This is a genomic window from Clostridium sp. 2218st1_F5_2218SCRN_220325 (assembly GCF_039062665.1).
Taxonomy (GTDB): domain Bacteria; phylum Bacillota; class Clostridia; order Peptostreptococcales; family Peptostreptococcaceae; genus Intestinibacter.
Map to the genome: position 1 here is coordinate 57,632 of NZ_JBCLNH010000009.1, position 23,804 is coordinate 81,435.

General features: G+C 30.1%; 21 protein-coding genes and 2 riboswitches. Of the genes, 20 read left to right on the forward strand and 1 reads right to left on the reverse strand.

Annotated elements, in window-relative coordinates; all coding sequences use genetic code 11:
* Positions 1-12 precede the first annotated feature (12 nt).
* The 11 genes from ABCM86_RS07180 (at position 13) to ABCM86_RS07230 (ending at position 7,679) form a co-directional block, all read left to right on the forward strand.
* Positions 13-444, forward strand: coding sequence for a flavodoxin (locus ABCM86_RS07180; RefSeq protein ID WP_343003747.1), 432 nt, complete (start codon positions 13-15; stop codon positions 442-444).
* A gap of 339 nt (positions 445-783) precedes the next feature.
* Positions 784-901: riboswitch (FMN riboswitch) on the forward strand.
* An 85-nt stretch (positions 902-986) separates the two neighbouring features.
* The gene (locus ABCM86_RS07185; RefSeq protein WP_343003748.1) at positions 987-2,525 is read left to right on the forward strand and encodes an FGGY-family carbohydrate kinase; all 1,539 of its coding nucleotides are present in this window, start codon (positions 987-989) and stop codon (positions 2,523-2,525) included.
* Positions 2,526-2,667: 142 nt separating this feature from the next.
* Complete coding sequence (locus ABCM86_RS07190; RefSeq protein WP_195929430.1) at positions 2,668-3,231, forward strand: TetR/AcrR family transcriptional regulator; 564 nt, start codon at positions 2,668-2,670, stop codon at positions 3,229-3,231.
* 159 nt (positions 3,232-3,390) lie between these two features.
* Entirely contained in the window at positions 3,391-3,597 is a 207-nt protein-coding gene (locus ABCM86_RS07195; RefSeq protein WP_195929429.1) for a helix-turn-helix transcriptional regulator, read from the forward strand.
* Positions 3,598-4,377, forward strand: coding sequence for a DUF3169 family protein (locus ABCM86_RS07200; protein ID WP_195929428.1), 780 nt, complete (start codon positions 3,598-3,600; stop codon positions 4,375-4,377).
* Between the two features lie 235 nt (positions 4,378-4,612).
* A complete protein-coding gene (locus tag ABCM86_RS07205) occupies positions 4,613-4,825 on the forward strand; it encodes an ATP-binding cassette domain-containing protein (RefSeq protein ID WP_343003749.1) in 213 nt (70 codons plus the stop codon).
* A gap of 177 nt (positions 4,826-5,002) precedes the next feature.
* A complete protein-coding gene (locus tag ABCM86_RS07210) occupies positions 5,003-5,212 on the forward strand; it encodes a hypothetical protein (RefSeq protein WP_343003750.1) in 210 nt (69 codons plus the stop codon).
* Positions 5,213-5,312: 100 nt separating this feature from the next.
* Positions 5,313-5,684 carry a hypothetical protein gene (locus ABCM86_RS07215; protein WP_343003751.1) on the forward strand — a complete coding sequence of 124 codons (372 nt, stop codon included), beginning with the start codon at positions 5,313-5,315 and terminating at the stop codon, positions 5,682-5,684.
* Between the two features lie 144 nt (positions 5,685-5,828).
* Complete coding sequence (locus ABCM86_RS07220) at positions 5,829-6,557, forward strand: DUF4097 family beta strand repeat-containing protein (RefSeq protein ID WP_343003752.1); 729 nt, start codon at positions 5,829-5,831, stop codon at positions 6,555-6,557.
* Between the two features lie 90 nt (positions 6,558-6,647).
* Positions 6,648-7,277 carry a DUF3267 domain-containing protein gene (locus tag ABCM86_RS07225; protein ID WP_343003753.1) on the forward strand — a complete coding sequence of 210 codons (630 nt, stop codon included), beginning with the start codon at positions 6,648-6,650 and terminating at the stop codon, positions 7,275-7,277.
* A 63-nt stretch (positions 7,278-7,340) separates the two neighbouring features.
* Positions 7,341-7,679 carry a cupin domain-containing protein gene (locus tag ABCM86_RS07230; protein WP_195929423.1) on the forward strand — a complete coding sequence of 113 codons (339 nt, stop codon included), beginning with the start codon at positions 7,341-7,343 and terminating at the stop codon, positions 7,677-7,679.
* Between the two features lie 82 nt (positions 7,680-7,761).
* Here the strand turns inward: ABCM86_RS07230 and glgB are convergent, their stop codons facing one another.
* Positions 7,762-9,843: a 1,4-alpha-glucan branching enzyme gene (gene glgB / locus ABCM86_RS07235; RefSeq protein ID WP_343003754.1), complete on the reverse strand. Its 2,082-nt coding sequence runs from the start codon at positions 9,841-9,843 to the stop codon at positions 7,762-7,764.
* A gap of 180 nt (positions 9,844-10,023) precedes the next feature.
* Positions 10,024-10,222: riboswitch (cobalamin riboswitch) on the forward strand.
* 350 nt (positions 10,223-10,572) lie between these two features.
* Between glgB and ABCM86_RS07240 the strand changes: the two genes are divergently transcribed.
* The 9 genes from ABCM86_RS07240 to ABCM86_RS07280 all read left to right on the forward strand — a co-directional run.
* Positions 10,573-11,913 (forward strand): NCS2 family permease, encoded by a 1,341-nt coding sequence (locus ABCM86_RS07240; protein WP_343003755.1) that lies wholly within the window; start codon positions 10,573-10,575, stop codon positions 11,911-11,913.
* Positions 11,914-12,529: 616 nt separating this feature from the next.
* Entirely contained in the window at positions 12,530-13,006 is a 477-nt protein-coding gene (purE, locus tag ABCM86_RS07245; protein ID WP_295677558.1) for a 5-(carboxyamino)imidazole ribonucleotide mutase, read from the forward strand.
* Between the two features lie 111 nt (positions 13,007-13,117).
* Positions 13,118-13,813, forward strand: a complete 696-nt coding sequence (purC, locus tag ABCM86_RS07250; RefSeq protein ID WP_195929420.1) for a phosphoribosylaminoimidazolesuccinocarboxamide synthase — start codon at positions 13,118-13,120, stop codon at positions 13,811-13,813.
* 23 nt (positions 13,814-13,836) lie between these two features.
* On the forward strand, positions 13,837-15,213 hold the full coding sequence (purF, locus tag ABCM86_RS07255) for an amidophosphoribosyltransferase (protein WP_295677560.1): 1,377 nt from the start codon (positions 13,837-13,839) through the stop codon (positions 15,211-15,213).
* Positions 15,207-16,280 carry a phosphoribosylformylglycinamidine cyclo-ligase gene (purM, locus tag ABCM86_RS07260; RefSeq protein WP_343003756.1) on the forward strand — a complete coding sequence of 358 codons (1,074 nt, stop codon included), beginning with the start codon at positions 15,207-15,209 and terminating at the stop codon, positions 16,278-16,280. Before purF ends, purM begins: the two co-directional genes overlap by 7 nt.
* Positions 16,274-16,864, forward strand: a complete 591-nt coding sequence (gene purN / locus ABCM86_RS07265) for a phosphoribosylglycinamide formyltransferase (RefSeq protein WP_295733348.1) — start codon at positions 16,274-16,276, stop codon at positions 16,862-16,864. The genes purM and purN overlap by 7 nt, the downstream gene beginning before the upstream one ends.
* A 28-nt stretch (positions 16,865-16,892) precedes the next feature.
* A complete protein-coding gene (gene purD, locus ABCM86_RS07270) occupies positions 16,893-18,143 on the forward strand; it encodes a phosphoribosylamine--glycine ligase (protein ID WP_343003758.1) in 1,251 nt (416 codons plus the stop codon).
* 43 nt (positions 18,144-18,186) lie between these two features.
* Complete coding sequence (locus tag ABCM86_RS07275) at positions 18,187-21,957, forward strand: phosphoribosylformylglycinamidine synthase (protein WP_343003759.1); 3,771 nt, start codon at positions 18,187-18,189, stop codon at positions 21,955-21,957.
* A gap of 368 nt (positions 21,958-22,325) precedes the next feature.
* The coding region (locus ABCM86_RS07280) for a leucine-rich repeat protein (protein ID WP_343003760.1) at positions 22,326-23,804 on the forward strand (1,479 nt) is incomplete at its 3' end.

A 23,804-nucleotide genomic window follows, 5' to 3' on the forward strand; every position in this document is an offset into this window, starting at 1 on the left:
TGGAAATTTAAAATGAGTAAAATAGCAGTAGTATATTGGAGTGGAACAGGAAACACAGAAGCAATGGCTAATTTAATAGTTGATGGTATAAAAGAAGCAGGCGCTGAAGTTGAAGTAGCTACAAGTGATTGCTTTGGAATAGATGATGTAGATAATTATGAAAAAATAGTATTAGGTTGCCCATCAATGGGAGATGAAGAATTAGAGGATTCAGAATTTGAACCAATGTATTCATCAATAAAACCAAAATTAAATGGTAAAAAAGTAGCATTATTCGGATCTTATGGATGGGGAGAATGTGACTGGATGAGAGATTGGGAAGCTGATGCTAAAGCGGCTGGTGCAGTTTTAATATCAGAAGAAGGATTAACAGTTAATGAAACGCCAGAAGGAGACGCTTGTGACGAGTGTAAAGCTTATGGTAAAAAAATAGCACAAGCATAATAAAAATATAAAACACTAAATATATTCAAAAAAGAGAGTAGATGTAAGAATAGAAATATTTTTAATACATATAGTATTTTATAAATACTACTAATATATGTTTAATATGTAAATATAGTTTATATTGTTTTAAAACCGAAAAATAAAAATTAAAAATAAAAGTTAAAAAATAAAAAAGTAAATAAAAGTGTTCAAAAAATAAAACTTTAGAGAGATTTAAGCCATATCGAGGGAGGATAAAAAATAGGCAACTATTTTTTAAACCTCCCTTTTCCTCTTTAAAATGTTTTTATTGACATATATTTATAAGAATACTACCATCAAATTATAAATAAAAATATATGTCTTCGGGGCAGGGTGAAATTCCCTACCGGCGGTAAAGCCCGCGAACTATTTTTATAGTTGATTTGGTGAAATTCCAAAGCCGACAGTAAAGTCTGGATGAGAGAAGAATGTTTTAGAATTTAGGTAATATGTAGCTCGGAGATATTTTCTTCGAGCTTTTTTAATCCGAAGATATAAGAAATTTGGAGGCATAGTAAATGACGAAGTATTATATTGGATTTGATTGTGGAACTCAAAGTACAAAGACAGCTTTGTATAGGGATGATATGGTTTGTATGGCAAAAACACAAATAGCAACTAATTTAAAATGTCCAAAACCAGAGTGGCTTGAAATGGATATCGATGATTATTTAGATGGTGTAATTGAAGGTATAAAATACTGTATTGAAGCTAGTGGTATATATCCCAAAGACATAAGAGCTATTTGTGGAGATGGTGTAATCTGTGGGATTGTAGGTGTAGATAAAAATTTAAACCCTATAACTCCATACATAAATTATCTAGATTCTAGAACAAAAGAAGATGCAAAATGGTTAAATGAAAATGTAGAAAATATATGGGCAAGTGAAAGTGGAAATGCGTATGTAGATTCGTTTTATCCACCATTATTTGCGCGTTGGTTTTTAAAAAATATAGAAGGGTTCAGAGAAAATGGTGCAAAACTTTTGAATAATGGACCTTATGTTTTGGCAAAATTAGCAGGATTAAAAGCTGATGATGCATTTATAGATTGGGCGACTATTTCGGGATGGGCGCTTGGTTATGATGTTATAAATAAAAAATGGTCAGAAAAGCAAATGAAACTTTTAGATATACCTATGAGGATGTTGCCTAAAATAGTTAAGCCATGGGATATTGTAGGGAATCTATGTGATGAAATGGCAGAAAAATTGGGATTACCATCTGGAATACCTATCGTAGCAGGTGCAGGTGATACAATGCAATCTAATATCGCTTGCGGAATAATAAATCCAAACATGGCATCTGATGTAGCAGGGACTTGTTCAATGTTTACTGTAACAACAGATCAAATAAATGAAAAATTGAGCACAAAAGACTCTGGTCTAATTTTCTGTAGTGGAACATTGCCAGATACTTATTTTTACTGGGGATACATAAGAACTGGCGGGTTATCGCTTAGATGGTTTAGAGATAATATTTGTGATAAGGTTGGTGAATCTTCTTATTATGATGAACTACAACAAAAGGCTGAAAAAGTTAAGCCAGGATGTGAAGGTGTATTATTTCTTCCTTATCTACAAGGTGGTTCTGTAGGAATAGAAAATGCCAGTGGAGCGTTTTTAAATTTGACAACAAATACGGACCAAGGAATTATGTGGCGTGCTGTGCTTGAGGCGATAGGTTATGATTATATTTATGTTGCAGACATGTATAGAAATGCAGGGTGTAATTTAGATAGAATTGTTGTGACAGAAGGCGGCAGCAAAAGTTCTTTATGGAATCAAATTAAGGCCGACATGCTAGGAAGTGAAGTAGTAACATTAGAAAATGTCGAAGGTGCAGTACTTTCGGATGCAATACTTGCCGCTTATGCAGTAGGTGACATACACGATTTGAAAAAAGCACTTTTAGATGTAGTTAAAGTTAAAAAAGTTTATACTCCAAATAAAGAAAATACTAAATTTTATAGAGAGATGTTTAAAATTCAACAACAAATAATAAGAAATGATATGAAAAGTGTATTTAATCAACTAGAAAAAATGAGAAGTTTATAAATAGATTTAAAAGGAGCCCTATATATTTTATATATAGGGGGTTATTGTTTGTGGAAAAAATTAGAATGAAATTCGTTGACACATATTCAACACAGTGCTACTATCATAGTGTAAAAATTAAAACAGGGAATTAGGGGGCAAAATGAGGGTATCAAAAGATCCAGAAATAAGAAAACAGGAAATTATAGATGTAGCTATGCAAGTTTTTGCAGAAAAGGGATACGAGACAACAACAATGAAGGATATAGCAAAGGCAGCTGATGTGGTACCTGGTTTGTGCTATCACTATTTTAAAAATAAGCATGAATTATATGAAACAGCAGTAACCCAATATGCTAAAGAATGTAGCGAGCCATTTTTGATTTTATTTAGTAAAATAGATTTATCTTTAGATGAGATAATAAAAAAATTAAAAAGGGTTATGATACAAGGAGAAGAAAATTACAAGTATAAAAAGTTCTTTGATAAGACAGATAATGAAATTTTCCACAAACAACTAGAATTTTACATGTCAAAAGAAATAGAAAGACCTATGAAAAAGTATATTCAACATAAAGTAGATAAGGGAGAACTTCAAGTAGAAGATGTTAATTTATTTACAAAATTTTTTATAGGTGGTCAAATGGCTGTTATAAATTGTAATGAAGAAGAATTTAATGATAAGATAGAATTTTTATCAAACATAATTAATGCTTTTAAAAAATAAATTTAAAAATATATAACTAAAAGAGTAGTCTATACAGGCTGCTTATTTTTTTGTAAAAAATATTAAATAATAGTTGACAACTATGCTTGTCATATCATATCATTAATTATGACAATAATAATTGTCATAATGACAAAAATAATAGTCAGGAGGGGTTATATGCCATTATATAATCGTTTAAAAGAATATAGAGCAAAGATAAAAGTAAACCAAACAGAAATGGGAAACTTAGTCGGAGTATCGAGACAAACAATTAGTCAAATTGAGCGTGGTGATTATTCACCATCAGTAACACTAGCGCTTAAGATTGCGAAAGTCTTAAATGTAAGTGTAGAAGATATTTTCAGTTATGAGGAGGAAAAATAAATGAATAATAATCGTGTAGAAGAAATTAAAAAAGAAGATAAGAAGGCTTTTAAAAGTTTTATCATTGTAATGATTATATCAGCGATGGGAGGAGCTATAATAGGTGGAGGCTCTATATATTTACAAAAACATATAGGAGATGAGTTATCAGATTTTCTTCTAAATATACTTATGACAATTACACCTTATGCAAGTTTAGTGTTATCTATATTAGTAACAATAGTGAGTGTTATTGTTTATAATAGCTCAAGAAAAAAATTAAAATTATGGAATCAATCAGATGAACAAGATGAAATTATAGATAATATAGAAGTAAAATTATCATACGTATTATTATTTGCGTCAGTAAATTTAATAATTGGATTCTTCTTCTTTGGAGCTGGAATGGGATTATTATCTGAAGACTCATATGCAAAAGTAATTTCATTTTTCATTGGGTTCGTAGTATGTATATTATCAACTATATTAATTCAAAATAAGGTTGTTAACTTAGAAAAAGAAATAAATCCATTTTTAAATGGTAGTGTATATGATTTTAAATTTAGCAAAAAATGGATTGATAGCTGTGATGAGGCAATAAAATTAAATATATACAAAAGTTCTTTTAAAGCCCATAAATCAGTTACTAATACATGCTTAATACTTTGGATAATATGTGTAATTGGATATGATTTCTTTGATTTTGGAATTATGCCACTAGTAATGGTTACAATTATATGGTTAGTTCAAACAGTTTCTTATTGTAGAGAATCAATTAAATGTTCAAAAAATAATCTTTAGGAAGTAGAGGATCATCACTTATATATAATTTCGGTGTAATAAGTATTTCTTATTGTATATGTTTTGGAATGAAAGCTGGCATAATTATAGGAATGACAATAAAGAAAAGCAAGGCGTATAAATAAATTATAGAAAAGTAGGTTAACTAAACCTACTTTTTTTATGAGCGAAAATTATCTTTATATGTAAATATTTACAAAAATAAGTTGGAATAATACGACAATGATAATCGTTATTGAATAATAATAAATTCGATATTTCCAAAGGTGAAATAGTTGGAATTATGGGGAAAAACGGCGTAGGAAAAAGTACTTTTGTAAAAACTCTTTGTGGAATATTAAAACCAATAAGTGGAGAAATAAAATACAATAAAAAAAGGATTAATAGAAAACAACTATTGAAAAAAAAGTTTTATGGTTATGCAGGATGTAAATTATCAATTATTTAGTGATAGTGTAAAAGATGAGGTACTTCTTGGCATAGAAAATCCTGTAGATTATGAAAATATATTGGATATGCTAGGCCTATTAGAATATAAAGATAGGCACCATATGAGTCTTTCGGGAGGACAAAAATAGGTTCATGGGAAAGTTTTGAAAACTATATATACAGCACAGATGAATTAATGGTCAATACATGGGAAGAAGCTGAACAAAAAAGTAAGACACATCCAGGGCTAGCTAAAATGTTTAAAGATGGGTGTGTGGAGTTTTGGAAAAATTCATGCACAACAGTAACTGAAAAAAATCCAAACGGTGTATATGGTATGGAAATCACTGAAACTGAAGACTCAATAGAGATAGAGAGAGTCTTGGAAAATCAGAATATATCCTAGACTCTACTTTAAAAAAGGGACTTGAAGGAAAAGAAAATATTAAGTTAGTAGCGAAAGATATAAGAGAAAAGAACGTGCTAGAAATATTGCTATATCAGTAATGTTATATATATTATCGCCAGTATGCGTGATTATTGCTGATAATTTTGGAAAAGAAGATGTAGGTATAGTTTTAATGTTTGTATTTATTGCAGCAGCAACAGGAATAATTATATATTCAAACATGGTAAATACTAAATATAAAAAACAAGAAGATACAATTGTTGAAGATTTTAAAGAGTGGCAAAGTACAAAATCAAGAAATTACAAAGCATATAAATCAATAAAAAGTGTAATCACAGCAATAACAGTAACAATATATTTATTGGTGAGTTTTTTAACATTTCAATGGTGGATAACATGGATAATTTTCTTAATAGGTGGAGCAGTACAAAGAGCAGTAAAGGCCTATTTTGAAATTAAGGAGATGTAGCTATGAGTGATAAAGATTATAAAAAAATAGAAATTATAGCATGGTCGGTTGTTGCAATTGTACTCACTGTATTTTTATCTGTAGTAATTAAAAAAGGATGCATTTAGCTTAAATAATTTATTTAATCACCCATCTAGTAAAAATATGAAAGTTATAAAAACATATACAGTAGATAATACAGAAAAACTAAAAGATATAAATTTAGATATAGATGATAGTCAAATAAAATTACTTGAAAGCAAGGACAACAATATCTATATAACAATTAAATCTAATAAAAATATAAAAAGTGAAGATTATATAAAACTAGATCAAGATGATACAACAGTAGAAATTGCAAGCAAAAAAAATACTAAAATTCACTTTTTAAAGAATACAACTAACCAAATCGAGATTCAAATTCCTAAATCATATACTCAAAATATATCTATAAAAACAGACATAGGAGATATTACTTCTAATAAAAATTTAAATCTAAATAATTTTAATATAACAAGCAATATAGGAGATATAGAGTTAAATAAGAAAATAAAATGTCAAAGATTCAATATAGTTAATGATACTGGCGACATTGATATAAAAAATATTGATGGTAGCGGAAGTATAAAATCTGATGTAGGAGATATAGAATGTGATATAACTGGAATAAATCAAGATATAAACATAAATTCTGATATAGGTGATGTAGATTTAGGTATAGCTAGAGATTTAAGTTTTAAATTTGACTCAAGTAAAAATCCTGATGAAATAGATATTAATTTTAATAATATTTCTAAAAATGGTGAAAGTTTTTATGGTGAATATGGGGAAAATCCTAAATACACTATAAAAGCAGTAAGTGATATAGGAAATGTTAAAATAGAATATAGATAATATATTTTACTAAAAGTAGTATATAATTCTCGTGATTATATACTATTTTTAGATATTACATAATTTATAAGGCTAAATTAGGAGGAGTATATGGAAAAAGAAAAGAGGAAGTTGAGTAAGGGTGAAGAAAAACGAAAAAAATTGTACGAAGAGAAGAAAAAAGAATTAATTGAACAAGGTTATGAAGAAAAAGATTTAACAATAAGTGTAGTATATGCAAATATTATGGCGCTTGTATTGGGGTTACCTATAATAATATTTCTATTTATAATATTTATCTACCAAAATCAAAGCGGAGTCTATAGATTTTCGTTCAAAGAGCCTATATTATTCTTAGTTGTATTTGCAATATTAATTGTTTTGCATGAATTGATACATGGAATAACTTGGTCAATTTTCGCAAAAAATCATCTTAAATCTATAGAATTTGGATTAATAATAAGTAGTTTAACACCTTATTGTTGTTGCAAAGATATGCTTACAAAATCTCAATATATTATCGGTGGAATTATGCCGACTGTGGTTTTAGGAATAATCCCAGCATTAATTTCGATATTTACAGGTTCAGTATTTTGGTTTATTATGGGCGAATTGATGATATTGTCTGGTTATGGAGATATGACGATTTTACTGAAATTATTGAGATATAAAAGTGATAAAAAAGAAATTCTTTATATGGATCATCCATATGAGTGTGGGTTAATTGTGTTTGAGAGATAAAGTGTACTATAATATCTTTATAGCATAATTTATATGTTAATAAAAAACAGGGGGACAACAATAATGATATTAGATTTTAACAAAATCGAAGAAAAAGCATTAGCTAATTTTAAAGGTGGGGAAAAGGCACTAAATGCAAAAATGAATGTAGATGAAAATAATAAAATATTAGGTGGAAGATTAGAACCAGGGGCATCAATAGGGGAACACACACATGAAACTAATAGTGAAATAATATTTTTTACATCTGGTAAAGGTAAAGTAATATATGATGGGAAAGAAGAAAGGGTAGAAGCTGGATTATGTCACTATTGCCCACAAGGTCATACTCATACATTGATAAATGATAGTGATGATGATTTGACTTTTTATGCTGTTATACCAGAACATCCAGCAAGATAGAAATTAACTTAGATATAAATAAGTATAAATAAAAAGAGGTTCAATAGTTTTTAGACTATTTGAACCCCTTTTTGATTAAATTTTATTCTATAACTCTATATATTTTGGCTGAGAATCCTGGTAGATGTACTGAAACTTGATAGTTTTTGCCAGCACCAGCTAATTCTTTCTTAGAAAGATGGACTGGATTTTCTAATAGAGTATATTTTACATCAACATGTGGAGTATGAGTATTTTTACAGTGTAGATGTCCGGCATCTTGGTGCCAAAGGTCAACAGATTCTACTATTTCTGGTATTTGTTCACTTTTACCACCGTATTTTAGCCAGTCAGTATTTAAAATTAATTCAAGTTTTACTGATTCATCAAATCTAACTTCATAATTTTCGTAATCATCACAAAAAGCATTTAAGAAAATAACAATTCTCTCATCACCATAAATTCTTTCATATACATATACACATTTCTCCATATCATCAGCTTGAATCCACTTATAAGATTTATCTGAGTATTCATTTTTATATAAAAGAGGAGAATGAATGTAATAACCATTAAGATCAGATATAAATCTATGGAAAGAATCGTGAGCAGGATATTTTAATAAATCCCAGTCAAGAGGCTTTGTTTCATCCCATTCTCTAAAATGTCCAAGTTCATTACCCATAAAGTTTAATTTTTTGCCTGGGTGTGTAAACATGTAAGTATAAAGAAGTTTAGCTTGTCTAAACTTATCTTCATAAGAGCCCCACATTTTATCTAATATAGTTCTTTTTCCATGAACAACTTCATCATGTGAAAAAGGTAGAAGGAATTTTTCGTTATAAAAATACATCATAGAGAATGTTATTTGATGATATGCTTGTCTTCTTTCCCAAGGTGATTTTTGAAAATATGAAAGAGTATCATTCATCCATCCCATATCCCACTTATAATCAAAACCAAGACCACCATCTTCAACAGGTTCAGTAACTTTAGGATAATCTGTTGAATCCTCTGCAATCAACATAATATCTTTATGATTTTCTTGAAGGTGTTGGTTCATATTTTTTAAAAACTCAATACCGCCTTCATTTATACCTCTGTTAGAGTCGCCCTTCCAATAAATAAGGTTGCTTATAGCATCCATACGAAGACCATCAATGTGGTAAACTTCAATCCAAAAGTTTGCAACAGATTGAAGGAAACTTTTTACTTCGCCTCTGTAATAATTAAAGCTATGAGAGCCCCATTCAGTATATCCAGTGTCGTGACTTGGATATTCATAAAGTGCACCACCGCCAAATCTTCCTAGTGAATAAGAATCAAGCGCAAAATGAACAGGGACATAGTCCATAATTACACCTATATTTTCCCTATGGCATAAATCAATAAAAGCCATTAGATCTTCAGGTTTACCATATCTAGCAGTTGGGCTAAAGAAACCTGTTATTTGATATCCCCATGAACAATCAGATGGATGTTCACACAAAGGAAGGATTTCTATATGAGTATAGTTATTTTCCTTTACATATTTTATAAGCTCTGGAGCTATTTCCATATAGTTAAACCATCTCTCTGTAATATCTATCGGTTGATTCAAATCGTACTCACTATTTATATAGTTTTCTAATTTTAGGTCATGCCCAAGTTTGTCCGCACTTATACTATTATCAGCTCCTACATTGGCACATTGTTTAATAACTCTTGCCCTTGAAACTTCTTCATTACTTTTATGTTTCCATGAACCGAAGTGAAGTTCATAGATGTTTAGTGGTCTATCTAAGTTTTTACTTCTGTTTTCCATCCAGTTTTGGTCGTTGAATTTATATGTACTTAAGTCCACAATTCTAGATGCATTTTTAGGTCTAAGTTCCATATAAAATGCATATGGATCAGTTTTTTCTACGCAATTACCGTACTGGTCAAATACTAAATATTTATAATACATCCCCAATTTAGCATCCTCTGAGAAGTAAGTAAATATACCACTACTTCCTATTTGTGTCATTTTCCCCTTATTTCCATCCCAATCATTGAAGTCACTTATAACTTGTACTTCTTTTGCATCGGGGGCATAAACCCTGAAAATAATTCCTTTAATACCATTCTCCCTACTAACATGAGCCCCAAAAAACTCATAAGCATCAAACATAGTTCCGCAATAAAAATCATGCATGTTTTTCATATGTTTATCATCCTTTCTAAATATATTTAGAGGGTTTTTATTTATACTTTTATTATATATAAAACCTCTTTATAAGAACAACAAAATTAAGTATAAACCAATAAAAAACTCACTCTTGTATGGTGAAAAGATTTATTGACAAATAATTCCATCTTATGTTAGTATTTTATCATAGAAATGAATATTATTATGATATTAAGTGGTCAAATTTTATGAGAAATTTGAATAAAAGGAAATTAGGTTAGAATCCTAAGCGATCCGGTCACTGTAATCTAGGGAGCAATACTTAATATATCCATTGCATGCCATTTGTATGTGAGAAGGGAAGTAACGCGTTGATCTGTAAGCCAGGAAGCCTGCTTAATATTAATTTTATTAGGAGAGCTTCCGCGAGAGCACCACCTAAATATCATGATAACCAAGGGATTATTCTATACTTTTTTAATATAAAAGAATTTAATTTTAAGTTTATTTAAAATTTATTTTGATTGAAAGAGTATAAAATGAAATCTTTGAGTATATAAGATATTAGTGGTGTCTACTTTATTTGAAGTAGGCACTTTTTAATTTTAATAAAATTTTATAATTATAGAGAATATATTATATATATTCCTTATAGTTTAAAAATTGGACTCTCCTCAAAATTGAATAAATTTATATATTTCATTTCTAGACTATATTTATTTCTAGTTTTGATAAAAGAAGTATCAAATTATAAGGGGGAGAGATATGCAAGTTACACAGGAAAAAGTAAGTCAAAAAGGTATACTAGAGAAAGTATTTAAGTTAAGTGAGCATGGTACAAATGTCAAAACTGAGGTTATAGCTGGTTTAACTACATTTATGACGATGGCATACATACTAGCAGTAAACTCAAATATGTTAGCAGATGCTGGAATGGATGCAGGTGCAGTATTTGTTGCAACTGCATTATCAGCTACGGTTGCATGTTTTGTTATGGCGTTTTTATCAAATTATCCAATTGCTCTTGCTCCAGGGATGGGACTAAATGCATTTTTTGCATATACAGTAGTTTTACAAATGGGATATACATGGCAAATGGCATTATTGGGTGTATTTATAGAAGGGATTTTATTTATTATTTTAACTGTTACAAATTTAAGAGAACAGATAATAAATTGCATTCCAAATGATCTTAAAAATGCAGTTACAGCAGGGGTGGGATTATTTATCGCTGCTGTTGGAATGAGCAATGCGGGACTTATAAGTACAGCAAGTGGAACATTAGCATTAGCAAATATGCATGACCCACTTGTAATATTGACAGTAGCTGGTCTAGTTATAGCAGGGATATTAGTATGTAAAAATATAAAAGGAGCTTTATTATTATCTATATTGCTTACATCATCAATTGGAATGATTACAGGTATAGTCGCTTTGCCAAGTGCAATAGTATCATTTAACATTCCATCATTAGCTCCTACTTTTATGCAGGCTTTTACAGTTCCAGTAGAGCAAATATTTAGTTTAGATATGGTGATAGTAGTATTTACTTTCTTATTTATGGATTTATTTGATACTGTAGGATTTTTAGTAGGTGTAGCTGCTAAAGGAGAATTAATCGACGAAAATGGAAAAATACCTAAAGCAAAACAAGCTATGTTGGCAGATGCAATCGGAACTACAATAGGGGCTATGCTTGGTACATCAACAGTTACATGTTTTATGGAGAGTACAGCAGGGATAAGCGAAGGTGGAAAAACAGGATTAACAACATTTACTGTTGGAATATTATTTGTATTATCTTTATTTTTAGCACCTCTATTTATAGCTATTCCATCACAAGCCACAGGAGCAGCACTTGTAATTGTAGGTGTTATGATGGCAAGTTGTTTTAAAGATATTGATTTCGACGATTATACAAATGCTATACCAGCGTTTTTAACATTTATATTAATGCCACTTACTAATAGTGTTGGTGATGGAATAATATTCGGTATAGTATCTTATACTTTATTAAAATTAGTTACTAATAAAAAAGAAGATATAAATATTTCATTAATAATATTGAGTATAATATTTATATGTAGATTTATATTCTTAAAGTAAATGACTCATAGTAAATAAAAATTATAAAAAAGTATTTAAGGGATTTGAATTATAGAGAAAAGCTGTTGCATAAATTGAGGGGATTTTATGCAACAGCTTTTTGATTCTATTTATTTTTGATTTTTAATATAATATAAAATGATTTTATTATAGTAAAAATATTTAAAAGTTTAAAAAAAATATCACAATATATCAAAAAAGATGTAAAATGTAGATATCAGATGTATTTCAAACATACCAATCTATTAGTAATTAAAAATTAAGATTGCTAAATCTCACAAAAATAAATTCAGAATATAAAATATCAAAATTATCACCAAGGGATTATAAAACTAAAAGTTTTAAGTAATAGAATTTAAAATTAAATTTTAAAATTATAACAGGCTTAATTGGAATGTTCGTAATTTTAATTGAAATTAATAATAAATCTAATTAACATATAGTGTTGCTAATAAAAAATTTAATCTATGAAAAAATATATTGATAAACTATGAATGTTAATATAAAATACAAGTGTATAGTTCGTTAAAATAATTTTAAAAATTAATAAAGACTTTTTAATTTGATGAAAAATTAAAATTTATATAAGTATATTATTAATGGAGGCAAATAAATTATGAAAGTTGCAATCGTTATGGGGTCTAAATCAGATTACTCTAAGTTAGAAGAAGGAATTAATTTTTTAAAAAAATACGATGTAGAAGTAATTGTAAGGATATTATCTGCACATAGAACGCCGAAAGAATTAGTTTCTTTTATAGAATCAATAGAAGATGAAGTTGATGTGATAATAGCGGCAGCAGGAAAAGCAGCTCATTTACCAGGAGTTATTGCTGCATCAACATTAATACCGGTAGTTGGATTACCAATAAAATCATCTACTATGGATGGTATGGATTCATTACTATCTATGGTTCAGATGCCAAAAGGAATACCAGTAGCTACAGTAACGATAGATTCAGGATTAAATGCAGCATTGATGGCAATGCAAATAATGAGCATAAAATATCCTAAATTAAAACAAGACTTAAAATTATACAGAAAAGAAATGGAACAAAAAGTATTAGACGATGATAAAAGTATAAATCAATAAATAAAAATTAAAGTACATAAGCAATATAGTGACAATAGATAATAGAAACTCAAAGAAAAACTTATTAATAAAAGAATAATAAAAATTTATAAAATTTGGGAGGTAATAACAATGTTATTATATGAAGGAAAGGCAAAGCAAGTTTATAGTACAGATAATGAAAATGAATATATAGTTTATTATAAAGATGATGCAACTGCATTTAATGGTGAAAAAAAAGCATCAATCCAGTCAAAAGGCATTTTAAATAATAAAATATGCACGATAATGTTTGAAACATTAGAAAAAGCAGGAATAAAAACACATTTCATAAAAGCTTTATCAGATAGAGAACAATTAGTAAAAAAAGTTACAATCCTACCACTTGAAGTTATAGTAAGAAATATCACAGCAGGTTCTTTCTGTAAGAGATACGGAGTAGAAGAAGGAATCGTATTAGACAAACCAATATTTGAAATGTCATATAAAAATGATGAATATGGCGACCCACTTGTAAATGATGACCATGCAATAGCATTAAAATTAGCAACTCAAGAAGAGATAGATTATATCAGAGAACAAACTCTAAAAATCAATGAAATCATGAAGGAATTTTTCTTAAAATTAAATTTAAAATTAGTTGACTTCAAACTAGAATTCGGAAAAGATACAGATGGAAATATAATATTAGCAGATGAAATATCACCAGATACTTGTAGATTGTGGGATGTTAATACTAACGAAAAGTTAGATAAAGATAGATTTAGAAGAGACTTAGGCGACCTTATTCAAGGGTATGAAGAAGTCCTTTCGAGAATGAGTAAATAATAGTTATAGGGGGGAATAATCACATGTGTGGTATATTAGGGATTTATTCCGATAAGAACATATCAAAAGAACTGTATTACGGTTTATATTCTATGCAACATAGAGGTCAAGAAAGTTGTGGTATGGCAGTACATGATGGTAAAGAAATAAATTATAAAAAAGATATGGGTTTAGTAGGTGATGTATTTAAATCAGATGATTTAGATAAACTTCCTGGGACAATGGGAATAGCTCATGTTAGATATTCAACAGCAGGCGGAAGTCATATGTATAATTGCCAACCTTTAGTAGGTTCTTTGAGAAAGAGAAATTTAGGATTAGTTCATAATGGCAACTTGGTAAATGCTAATTACTTAAAAGAGATGCTAGAAGAGGACGGGATAATGTTTAGAGGAAAAAGTGATACAGAAGTAATTTTGTATATACTTGCTAGATATTATACAGGAAATATTGTAGAAGCAGTTAAGTTAACTATGGATCAAATAAAAGGTGCTTATTCATTAGTTATATTAACCGACCAAGAGCTTATTGCTGTTAGAGATCCACATGGATTTAGACCTTTATTACTTGGGAAGAGAGACAATGGAGAATATATTTTTGCATCAGAAAACTGTGAGATAGATATACTTGGTGGGGAATTTATCAGGGATTTAGAACCGGGTGAAATAGTAGTTATAAAGAACGGAAAATTAAAATCATACAACTTCAGCAACAACTGTAAACCAATGAAAAAGAGTTGTATATTTGAGCATATATATTTTGCAAGAAATGATGCCACTATAGATAAAGTAAACGCATACGAATTTAGGGTGGAATCAGGAAAAATATTATCACAAGATGAAGATATTAATGCAGATATGGTAGTTCCAGTTCCAGACTCTGGTTGGCCAGGGGCGATCGGATATGCAAATGCAAGCGGACTTCCACTAACTGAAGCATTAGTTAAGAATAGATATGTAGGTAGAACATTTATAAAACCTACCCAAGAAGAAAGAGAGTTAGGTGTAAAAATAAAACTAAATCCACTTAGTAGAGTATTAAAAGGAAAATCAATAATACTTGTAGATGATTCGATTGTTAGGGGAACAACTTCAAAACAATTAGTCAAATCATTGAGAGATGCTGGGGCTAAGGAAATACACCTAAGAATAACATCACCTCCAGTTAAATATTCTTGTTATTACGGTATTGATACTCCAAACCGTTCTAAATTAATTGCTGCTAACAAAAATGTAGAGGAAATAAGGGAATATATCGGCTGTGATACATTGAAATTCTTAGATATAGAAGGAATGATGAGTGCTGCTGGAACAGGAAATGAATTTAAATTTTGTAAAGCTTGTTTTGACGGAAATTATCCAGTTAAGAAAATCGACAAGGAGGAATTTTTAGAATGTTAACATATGAACAATCTGGTGTAAATATTGATGAAGGCAATAGAGCAGTAAGTCTTATAAAAGGGAAGATAAAGGAGACTTACGACAAAAATGTTATAGGTGATTTAGGGAATTTTAGTGGATTATATAGCTTGAAAGATTTTGTGAAAATGGAAGAACCAGTCCTTTTAGCAGCAACAGATGGTGTAGGGACTAAATTAAAATTGGCACAAATGATGAATAAACACGATACCGTAGGGATAGATTTAGTTGCAATGAGTGTCAATGATTTAATATGCCAAGGTGCAAAACCGCTACTATTTCTAGATTATATTGCAACAGGGAAATTAGTCCCTGAACATATAGATAAAATTGTAGAAGGTGTTGCCAATGGATGCAAAATGTCAGGTTGTGCATTAATCGGAGGCGAAACTGCTGAAATGCCAGGAATGTATAGTGAAGATGAATATGATTTGGCGGGATTTGCAGTAGGTATAGCTGATAAAACAAAGATAGTATCAGGAAAAGATGTAAAAGCTGGGGATGTATTAGTTGGGGTTTCTTCGAGCGGTATTCACAGTAATGGTTTTTCATTTATTAGAAAAATATTTTTAGATACTTATAATTATGATTTAAATCAATATGTTGAAGAGTTAAAAATGACAGTTGGAGAAGCTTTACTAACACCGACAAAAATATATGTGAAATTAGTTTTAGACTTACTTGAAAAATATAATATTAAAGCTATTGCCCATATAACTGGTGGTGGAGTTATAGAAAATATTACGAGAGTTATACCTGATGGTCTAGGGCTTGATATTAAGACTGATTCATGGGAGAAACCACCTATATTTAAAATGATAGAAGGATTTAATATAGTAGAAAAAAGAGAGCTACATAAGAGTTTTAACATGGGAATTGGAATTGTATTTATAGTTAATAAAGAAGACGCACCTCAATTAGTTGATTATATAAACAATAGAGAACAAGAGAAAATAGAGATATATAAAAAATATGTTGAATTAATGCAGGACAAGGCATATATAATCGGGGAAGTTGTTGATAGCCACAAGGGAGTAGAATTATGCTAAATATAGGTGTATTGATTTCTGGTGGAGGTTCAAATCTACAAGCTATAATTGATGACTGTGAAAGTAAAAAGATAAACGGAAATATAAAAGTAGTTATTTCTAATAGAGAAGATGCTTTTGGACTTGAAAGGGCAAAAAAGCACAACATAAGATCAGTATTTGAAAAAGATGAAGATGAAGTAATAAAAATATTAAAAGAAGAGAATATAGACTTAGTAGTTTTGGCAGGTTATCTAAAAATAATAAGTCCTAAATTTGTAAGCGAATTTGAAAATAAAATTATGAATATACATCCAGCATTAATTCCTTCTTTCTGTGGAGATGGATTTTATGGCGAAAAGGTGCACCAAGCAGTAATTGATTATGGTGCAAAAGTTTCTGGAGCAACTGTCCATTTTGTGAATGAAAAAGCAGATGCAGGTCCAATAATAATGCAAGATACTGTAAAAGTGATGGATGATGACGATGCCAAAACATTAGCAAAAAGAGTTTTAGAAGTAGAACATACAATTCTTCCTAGATGTGTAAAGTTATTTTGTGAAGGGAAGATATCTGTAGAAGGCAGAAGAGTAAGAATAAAATAATAAATACTTATAAGCTAGGAGGGAAAATATGAAGATATTAGTAGTAGGTGGCGGCGGAAGAGAACATGCTATCTGTTGGAAATTAAGCAATGAAAAAAACGTAGAGAAAATATACTGTGCACCAGGAAATCCTGGGATTGCTGAAGTGGCTGAATGTGTAAATATAGGTGATTCAGATATAGATGAACTTGCTAAATTTGCAAAAGAAAACGAAATAGATATAACTGTAGTAGGGCCAGAAGTACCACTAGTTATGGGAATTACAGATGTTTTTGAATCACAAGGATTAAAAGTATTTGGACCTAATAAAAAATGTGCAAGATTAGAAGGAAGTAAAGCATTCTCAAAAGATTTTATGACAAGACATAACTTGCCGACAGCTAAATACAAAGAATATACAAATATCGATAAGGCAATAGATGATATTGATGATTTTGGATATCCAGTTGTTATAAAAGCAGATGGTTTAGCAGCTGGAAAGGGAGTTATAATTTCAGAAAATAGAGAAGATGCAATAAAAACACTAAAAGAAATGATGAATGATAAAAAGTTTGGTACTGCTGGAGAAAAAATAGTAATAGAAGAGTTTCTAAGTGGAATAGAAACATCAATACTAGCTTTTGTAGATAATGAAACAATAATTCCTATGGTAAGTGCAAAAGACCACAAAAAAGTAAATGACGGAGAAAATGGTCTAAATACTGGAGGAATGGGCACATTCTCCCCAAGTGAAATTTATACTTATGAATTATCAAAAGAAATAAAAGAAAATATATTAGATAAAACTTTAAAAGGATTCCAAGAAGATAATCTAGATTTTAAAGGAATATTATTTGTTGGATTAATGATAACTAAAGATGGTCCGAAGATTCTTGAATATAACGTGAGATTTGGGGACCCAGAGACACAATCAGTTTTATTCAGATTGGAAACTGATTTAAGTGAAATAATATCAGCAGTTATAAATAATAAATTAAAAGATATTGATATAAAATACAGCGACGATAGTGCTATATGCGTAATGCTTACATCAGGAGGATATCCTGAAAGTTATGAAAAGGGAAAACTTATAACAGGACTTGATAATTTAGATAAAGATATAGTCGTTTTTCATAGTGGAACAAAATTATTGGACAACAAATTGGTTACAAACGGTGGAAGGGTAATCGGTATAACTGCAAAAGGAAAAACTGTTAAAGAAGCAGGCAAAAAAGTTTATGAAAATATAAAGAAAATAAATTTTGAGGGAATGCATTATAGAACAGATATATGGAAATAAATTTTCAAAAATAAAATGGGAAATTTCTTAATGGAGGAATAATATGAGTTCAAATGTAAAAAGACTTTTAGTTGAAAAAAGGGAAGGATTCGACCTAGAGGCAAAAGCTTTAATGAAAGATTTAAAAGACAGTTTACATATAGATTGTATAGATAATTTAAGATTATTAAATAGATATGATATAGAAGGATTGTCTGATGAAGTTTGTGAATATGCATCAAAGACAATATTTTCAGAGCCAAATTTAGATATTGTATATAACGAAAATGTAGAATATGACAAAGATGCAAAAGTCTTTGCAGTTGAGTATCTTCCTGGGCAATATGACCAAAGAGCCGATTGGGCAGCTCAATGTGTTCAAATAATAAATGAGGGGCAAAGACCTAATATAAATAGTGCAAAATTATATATTTTATCAGGAGAAATAGATGATAAATTATTTGATAAAATAAAGTCATATATAATAAATCCAGTCGATAGTAGAGAGGCGAATCTTGAAAAACCAGTAACATTAGAAATTAAAACTGATATACCTACAGAAGTTGAAACAATAACAGGATTTATCGATTTCGACAAAAAAGAGCTAGAAAATTTCTTAAATAAACAAGGTTTAGCAATGACAATAGAGGATTTAGAATATATTCAAGAGTATTTTAAAAATCAAGAAAAGAGAAATCCAACCATAACAGAAATAAAAGTGTTAGATACTTACTGGTCAGATCATTGTAGACATACTACTTTTATGACACAAATAAAAAACGTTGAAATTGAAGATGGAAAATTCAACGAAATAATTAAAGAAACTTATTCAAAATACATCCAAGCTAGAAATACCCTATATATAGAAAAACAAAAAGATATGTGCTTAATGGATATAGCAACTATAGCTGTTAAAGAACTTAAAAATGCAGGCAAATTAGATGATTTGGACGAAAGCGAAGAAATAAATGCGTGTAGTATAAATATAGATGTAAATGTCGATAGAAAAATAGAAAAATACCTATTGATGTTTAAAAACGAAACACACAACCACCCGACAGAGATAGAACCATTTGGTGGTGCTGCGACTTGTTTAGGTGGAGCAATCAGAGATCCACTTTCAGGAAGAAGTTATGTTTATCAAGCAATGCGTGTTACGGGTAGTGCAGACCCTAGAACTTCACTAGAAGATACATTACACGGGAAATTAATGCAAAAGAAAATAACTACTGAGGCAGCTAATGGATATAGCTCTTATGGTAACCAAATAGGTTTGACAACTGGGCAAGTTACAGAAGTTTATGACGAAGATTTTATGGCTAAGAGAATGGAAATTGGTGCAGTTATAGCAGCAGTTCCAAAGGAAAATGTAATAAGAAAAAGACCAGAAAAAGGGGACATAATCATACTATTAGGTGGAAAAACTGGTAGAGATGGTTGTGGAGGAGCTACTGGTTCATCAAAAGAACATAGCGAAGAATCAATAGAGACTTGTGGTGCTGAAGTACAAAAAGGTGATGCCCCTAACGAAAGAAAAATTCAGAGATTTTTTAGAAATAAAGAAGTTGCACAAATGATAAAAAGATGTAACGACTTTGGGGCTGGTGGTGTTTCTGTTGCAATAGGCGAAATCGCAGAAAGTTTAGATATTAACTTAGACTTAGTACCTAAAAAATATGACGGTCTTGATGGGACTGAACTTGCAATATCAGAATCACAAGAACGTATGGCTTGTGCTATAGATGCTGAAAATAAAGACAGATTTATAGAACTTGCAGGATTTGAAAACTTACAAGCAACTCATGTTGCAACAGTAACTGACACAGGATATTTAAGAATGTTCTGGAATGGAAAAGCTATCGTTGATTTAAACAGAGCTTTCCTTGATACAAATGGTAAGAAACAACAAACTGATATACATGTTCCAAAAGTAGATGAAGAAAATACATTCTTTAATACTGGAAAAATAAAAGTAGAAGGAGAAACTATATCTGATAAATTTGATAGCGTATTAAAAGATTTAAATGTATGCTCTCAAAAAGGTTTAGTTGAAAAATTTGATAATACTATAGGTTCAAATACAGTATTACTTCCATTTGGAGGTAAATATCAAAGAACTCCAATTCAAGGTATGGTTGCAAAAATACCTGTACTTGGTGGAAAGACTACAACTTCATCAATAATGACATTTGGATATAATCCTAAAATCGGAAAATGGAGTCCATTCCATGGTGCATTATACGCAGTTGTAGAATCAATCTGTAAATTAGTTGCAGTTGGTGGAGATTACAAAACTACGAGATTAACTTTCCAAGAATACTTCGAAAAACTAGGCAAGGATTCAACTAAATGGGGTAAACCATTCTCTGCATTACTAGGTGCATATTATGCACAAAAAGAATTTGGCATACCTGCAATAGGTGGTAAGGATAGTATGTCTGGGACTTTTGAGCATATAAACGTACCGCCAACATTAGTTTCATTCGCAGTAAACACTGTAGATGCAGAGTATGTTGTATCACAAGAATTTAAAAAAGCAGGTTCTGTTTTAGCAGTTATAAAAACTCCTAGATTAGAAAATGGAATTCCTGATTTTGATATATTAAAGAAAAACTTAGATAAAATAAGAGAATTAACTCAAGCTAAGAAAGTTCTTGCCTCATATGCATTAGGGTATGGCGGACTAGGAGAGGCTATAGCTAAGATGGCATTTGGTAATAAAATAGGATTTGAAGTATCTAAAGAAGTTAATACAGATAAATTATTCAAACCAGCATACGGAAATATAGCACTTGAAATGGATAAAGCTGATTTAGCTTTATTAGAAGATTTAGATTACAAAGTTGCAGGTAAAACAATAGAAGGACAATATATAGATGTCGATGGATATAAAGTTTGCTTAGGTAAGATTTACAAAGCTTATGAATCTACTTTAGAACCAATATTCCCAACAAAAGCAGTTGAACCAACTGGCGAAATATCAAACATAAACTTTATAGTTAATGAACATCAAAAATCTTCATTATCAATAGCTCAGCCAAAAGTATTTATACCAGCATTCCCAGGAACAAACTGCGAATACGACTCAGCTAGAGCTTTTGAAGATGCTGGAGCAAAATCAAGCATAAAAGTATTTAGAAACTTAAATTATGCTAATATAGAAGATTCAATCGAAACTATGGTCAAAGAAATCGAGTCTTCACAAATAGTTATGATACCAGGTGGATTTAGTGCTGGTGACGAACCAGATGGTTCTGCTAAATTTATAGCGACAGTATTTAGAAATCCAAAAATAGCAGAGGCAGTAAACGATTTATTAACTAATAGAGATGGTTTAATGCTAGGTATTTGTAATGGGTTCCAAGCATTAATCAAATTAGGATTAGTACCATACGGAGAAATAAAACCATTTACTGCAGAAGATGCTCCAACTATAACTTACAACAACATCAGTAGACACCAAGCAAAAGTTGTAACTACTAGAATAGCATCAAATAAATCTCCATGGTTAGCAGGTACACAAGTAGGAGACTTACACAGTATATCAATCTCTCATGGTGAAGGTAAATTCGTAGCAAATAAAGAGATATTCGATAAGTTAGTAGCAAATGGACAAATCGCAACACAATATGTAGATTTAGATGGAAATGCTACTTATGACATAGATTATAATCCTAATGGTTCATTCTATGCAGTTGAAGGTATAACAAGTTTAGACGGTAGAATATTAGGTAAAATGGGACACTCAGAAAGAATAGGTAAATACACACTTAAAAATATACATGGTGAAAAAGATCAAAAAATATTTGAAAGCGGTGTAAATTACTTTAAATAAATATAATAAATTCTATGAAATTTTGAAATCCTAGCAGAAATGCTAGGATTTTTTAATCCTAAGCAATAGATGCACATGAACGGAGTGAATTTTAAGCAACGGACGAAGTCGTTGGCGCTATGAACGGAGTGAATTTTTGTATCCTATAGAAAATTATATTTATTTTAAAATTTTTACAAAGTAAAGTCATAAGTTTATTTATTTAAAAAATCGACTTTTTAAAATATAAAAGTTTAAGAAATTTATAATTTTTACAAATTGGGTCAGAACGCTAAAATCATAAAAAAAAACTTATTTGACAAGCTTAGACAACTTTTGACTTTTTTATATGTTAAACTAAAGAAAAAGATATTAAAGGGGGAATATAAATGCCGAAACAATTTAGAAAGATAGCAAGTGTCTTAACAGTATTAGGACTATTAGCATCTTTTTCGATTAGTGCAACTAATGTTTATGCAGAATCAACAGTATCACAAGAAAGCACTCAAGAAATATTGAATGTAGTATCTGATTCAATGAGTAGAAGCAGGGGATTACTTAGAATACAGGATAGTTCTGACCTTGAAGATATGCTTTTAGATATAGACTGGGGATATGATTTTGATAATGAGTATTATGAAGAAGAAGTAGAAAATGGATTTTATTATGTTATAAATAATAGAAATGAAGCTATAGTGACAGATTATGATGGTAGTGCAACAAATTTAGTTATACCAAGTACTCTTGGTGGAAAACCGGTTAAAATGATATATTATAGTGCATTTACATCATTAGACCAACTTAAAAGTGTAACAATATCACAAGGAGTAGAAGTTATTGGGGCAAGTGCGTTTGCAGCTTGCGACAATTTAACTAAAGTTACAATACCAAGCAGTGTAAAAACTATAGATACTTTAGCTTTTGCTTTAGATTTAAGTCTAAATAATGTAGTTGTTCCAAGCAGTGTAACAAAATTAGGTGCAGGAGTATTTTTACTAAATAGTAACTTAACAAATGTAACTTTACCAAGTTCAATAAGTACTATTCCAGATTCTACATTTGCAGGTTGTGAAAGTTTAAGCTCTATAAAACTACCAAGCAGTATTAAAACTATAGGGGATTCTGCATTTGCTATGACTGGATTTTCTCAATTTACAGTACCAAATGGAGTTACAACTATAGGTGATGAAGCGTTTAGCGATTGTGAAAAATTAACTGATATAACAATACCTAAATCAGTTACAAAGATAGGTAAATCATTAGCAGATGCAGGTGCTGAAGTTGTTACAATTCATGGAGAAACAGGTTCTTATGCAGAAACTTATGCAAAACAAAATGATTTAGCATTTAAAGCTACTAATACAACTGTCGATGAAAAAGTAATAGCAACAGGTGTAACTACAGCAAACTTAAACGTTAGAAAAGGTGCAGGAGCAAACTATGCAAGAATAGGTGGATTAACTAAAGGTGCAAAAGTAGAAGTAGTTAAAAAAGAATCAAACGGCTGGTACAAAATAAAATACAATAATACATATGGATATGTATCAGGAACATACGTAAAACTAGATTCACAAACACCAGATCCAACACCAGACCCACAACCAGAAGAAAAAGTAATAGCAACAGGAGTAACTACAGAAAACCTAAACGTTAGAAAAGGTGCAGGAGCAAATTATGCAAGAATAGGTGGATTAACTAAAGGTGCAAAGGTAGAAGTAGTTAAGAAAGAATCAAACGGCTGGTACAAAATAAAATACAATAATTCATACGGATATGTATCAGGAACATATGTAAAACTAGATTCACAAACACCAGATCCAACACCAGACCCACAACCAGAAGAAAAAGTAATAGCAACAGGAGTAACT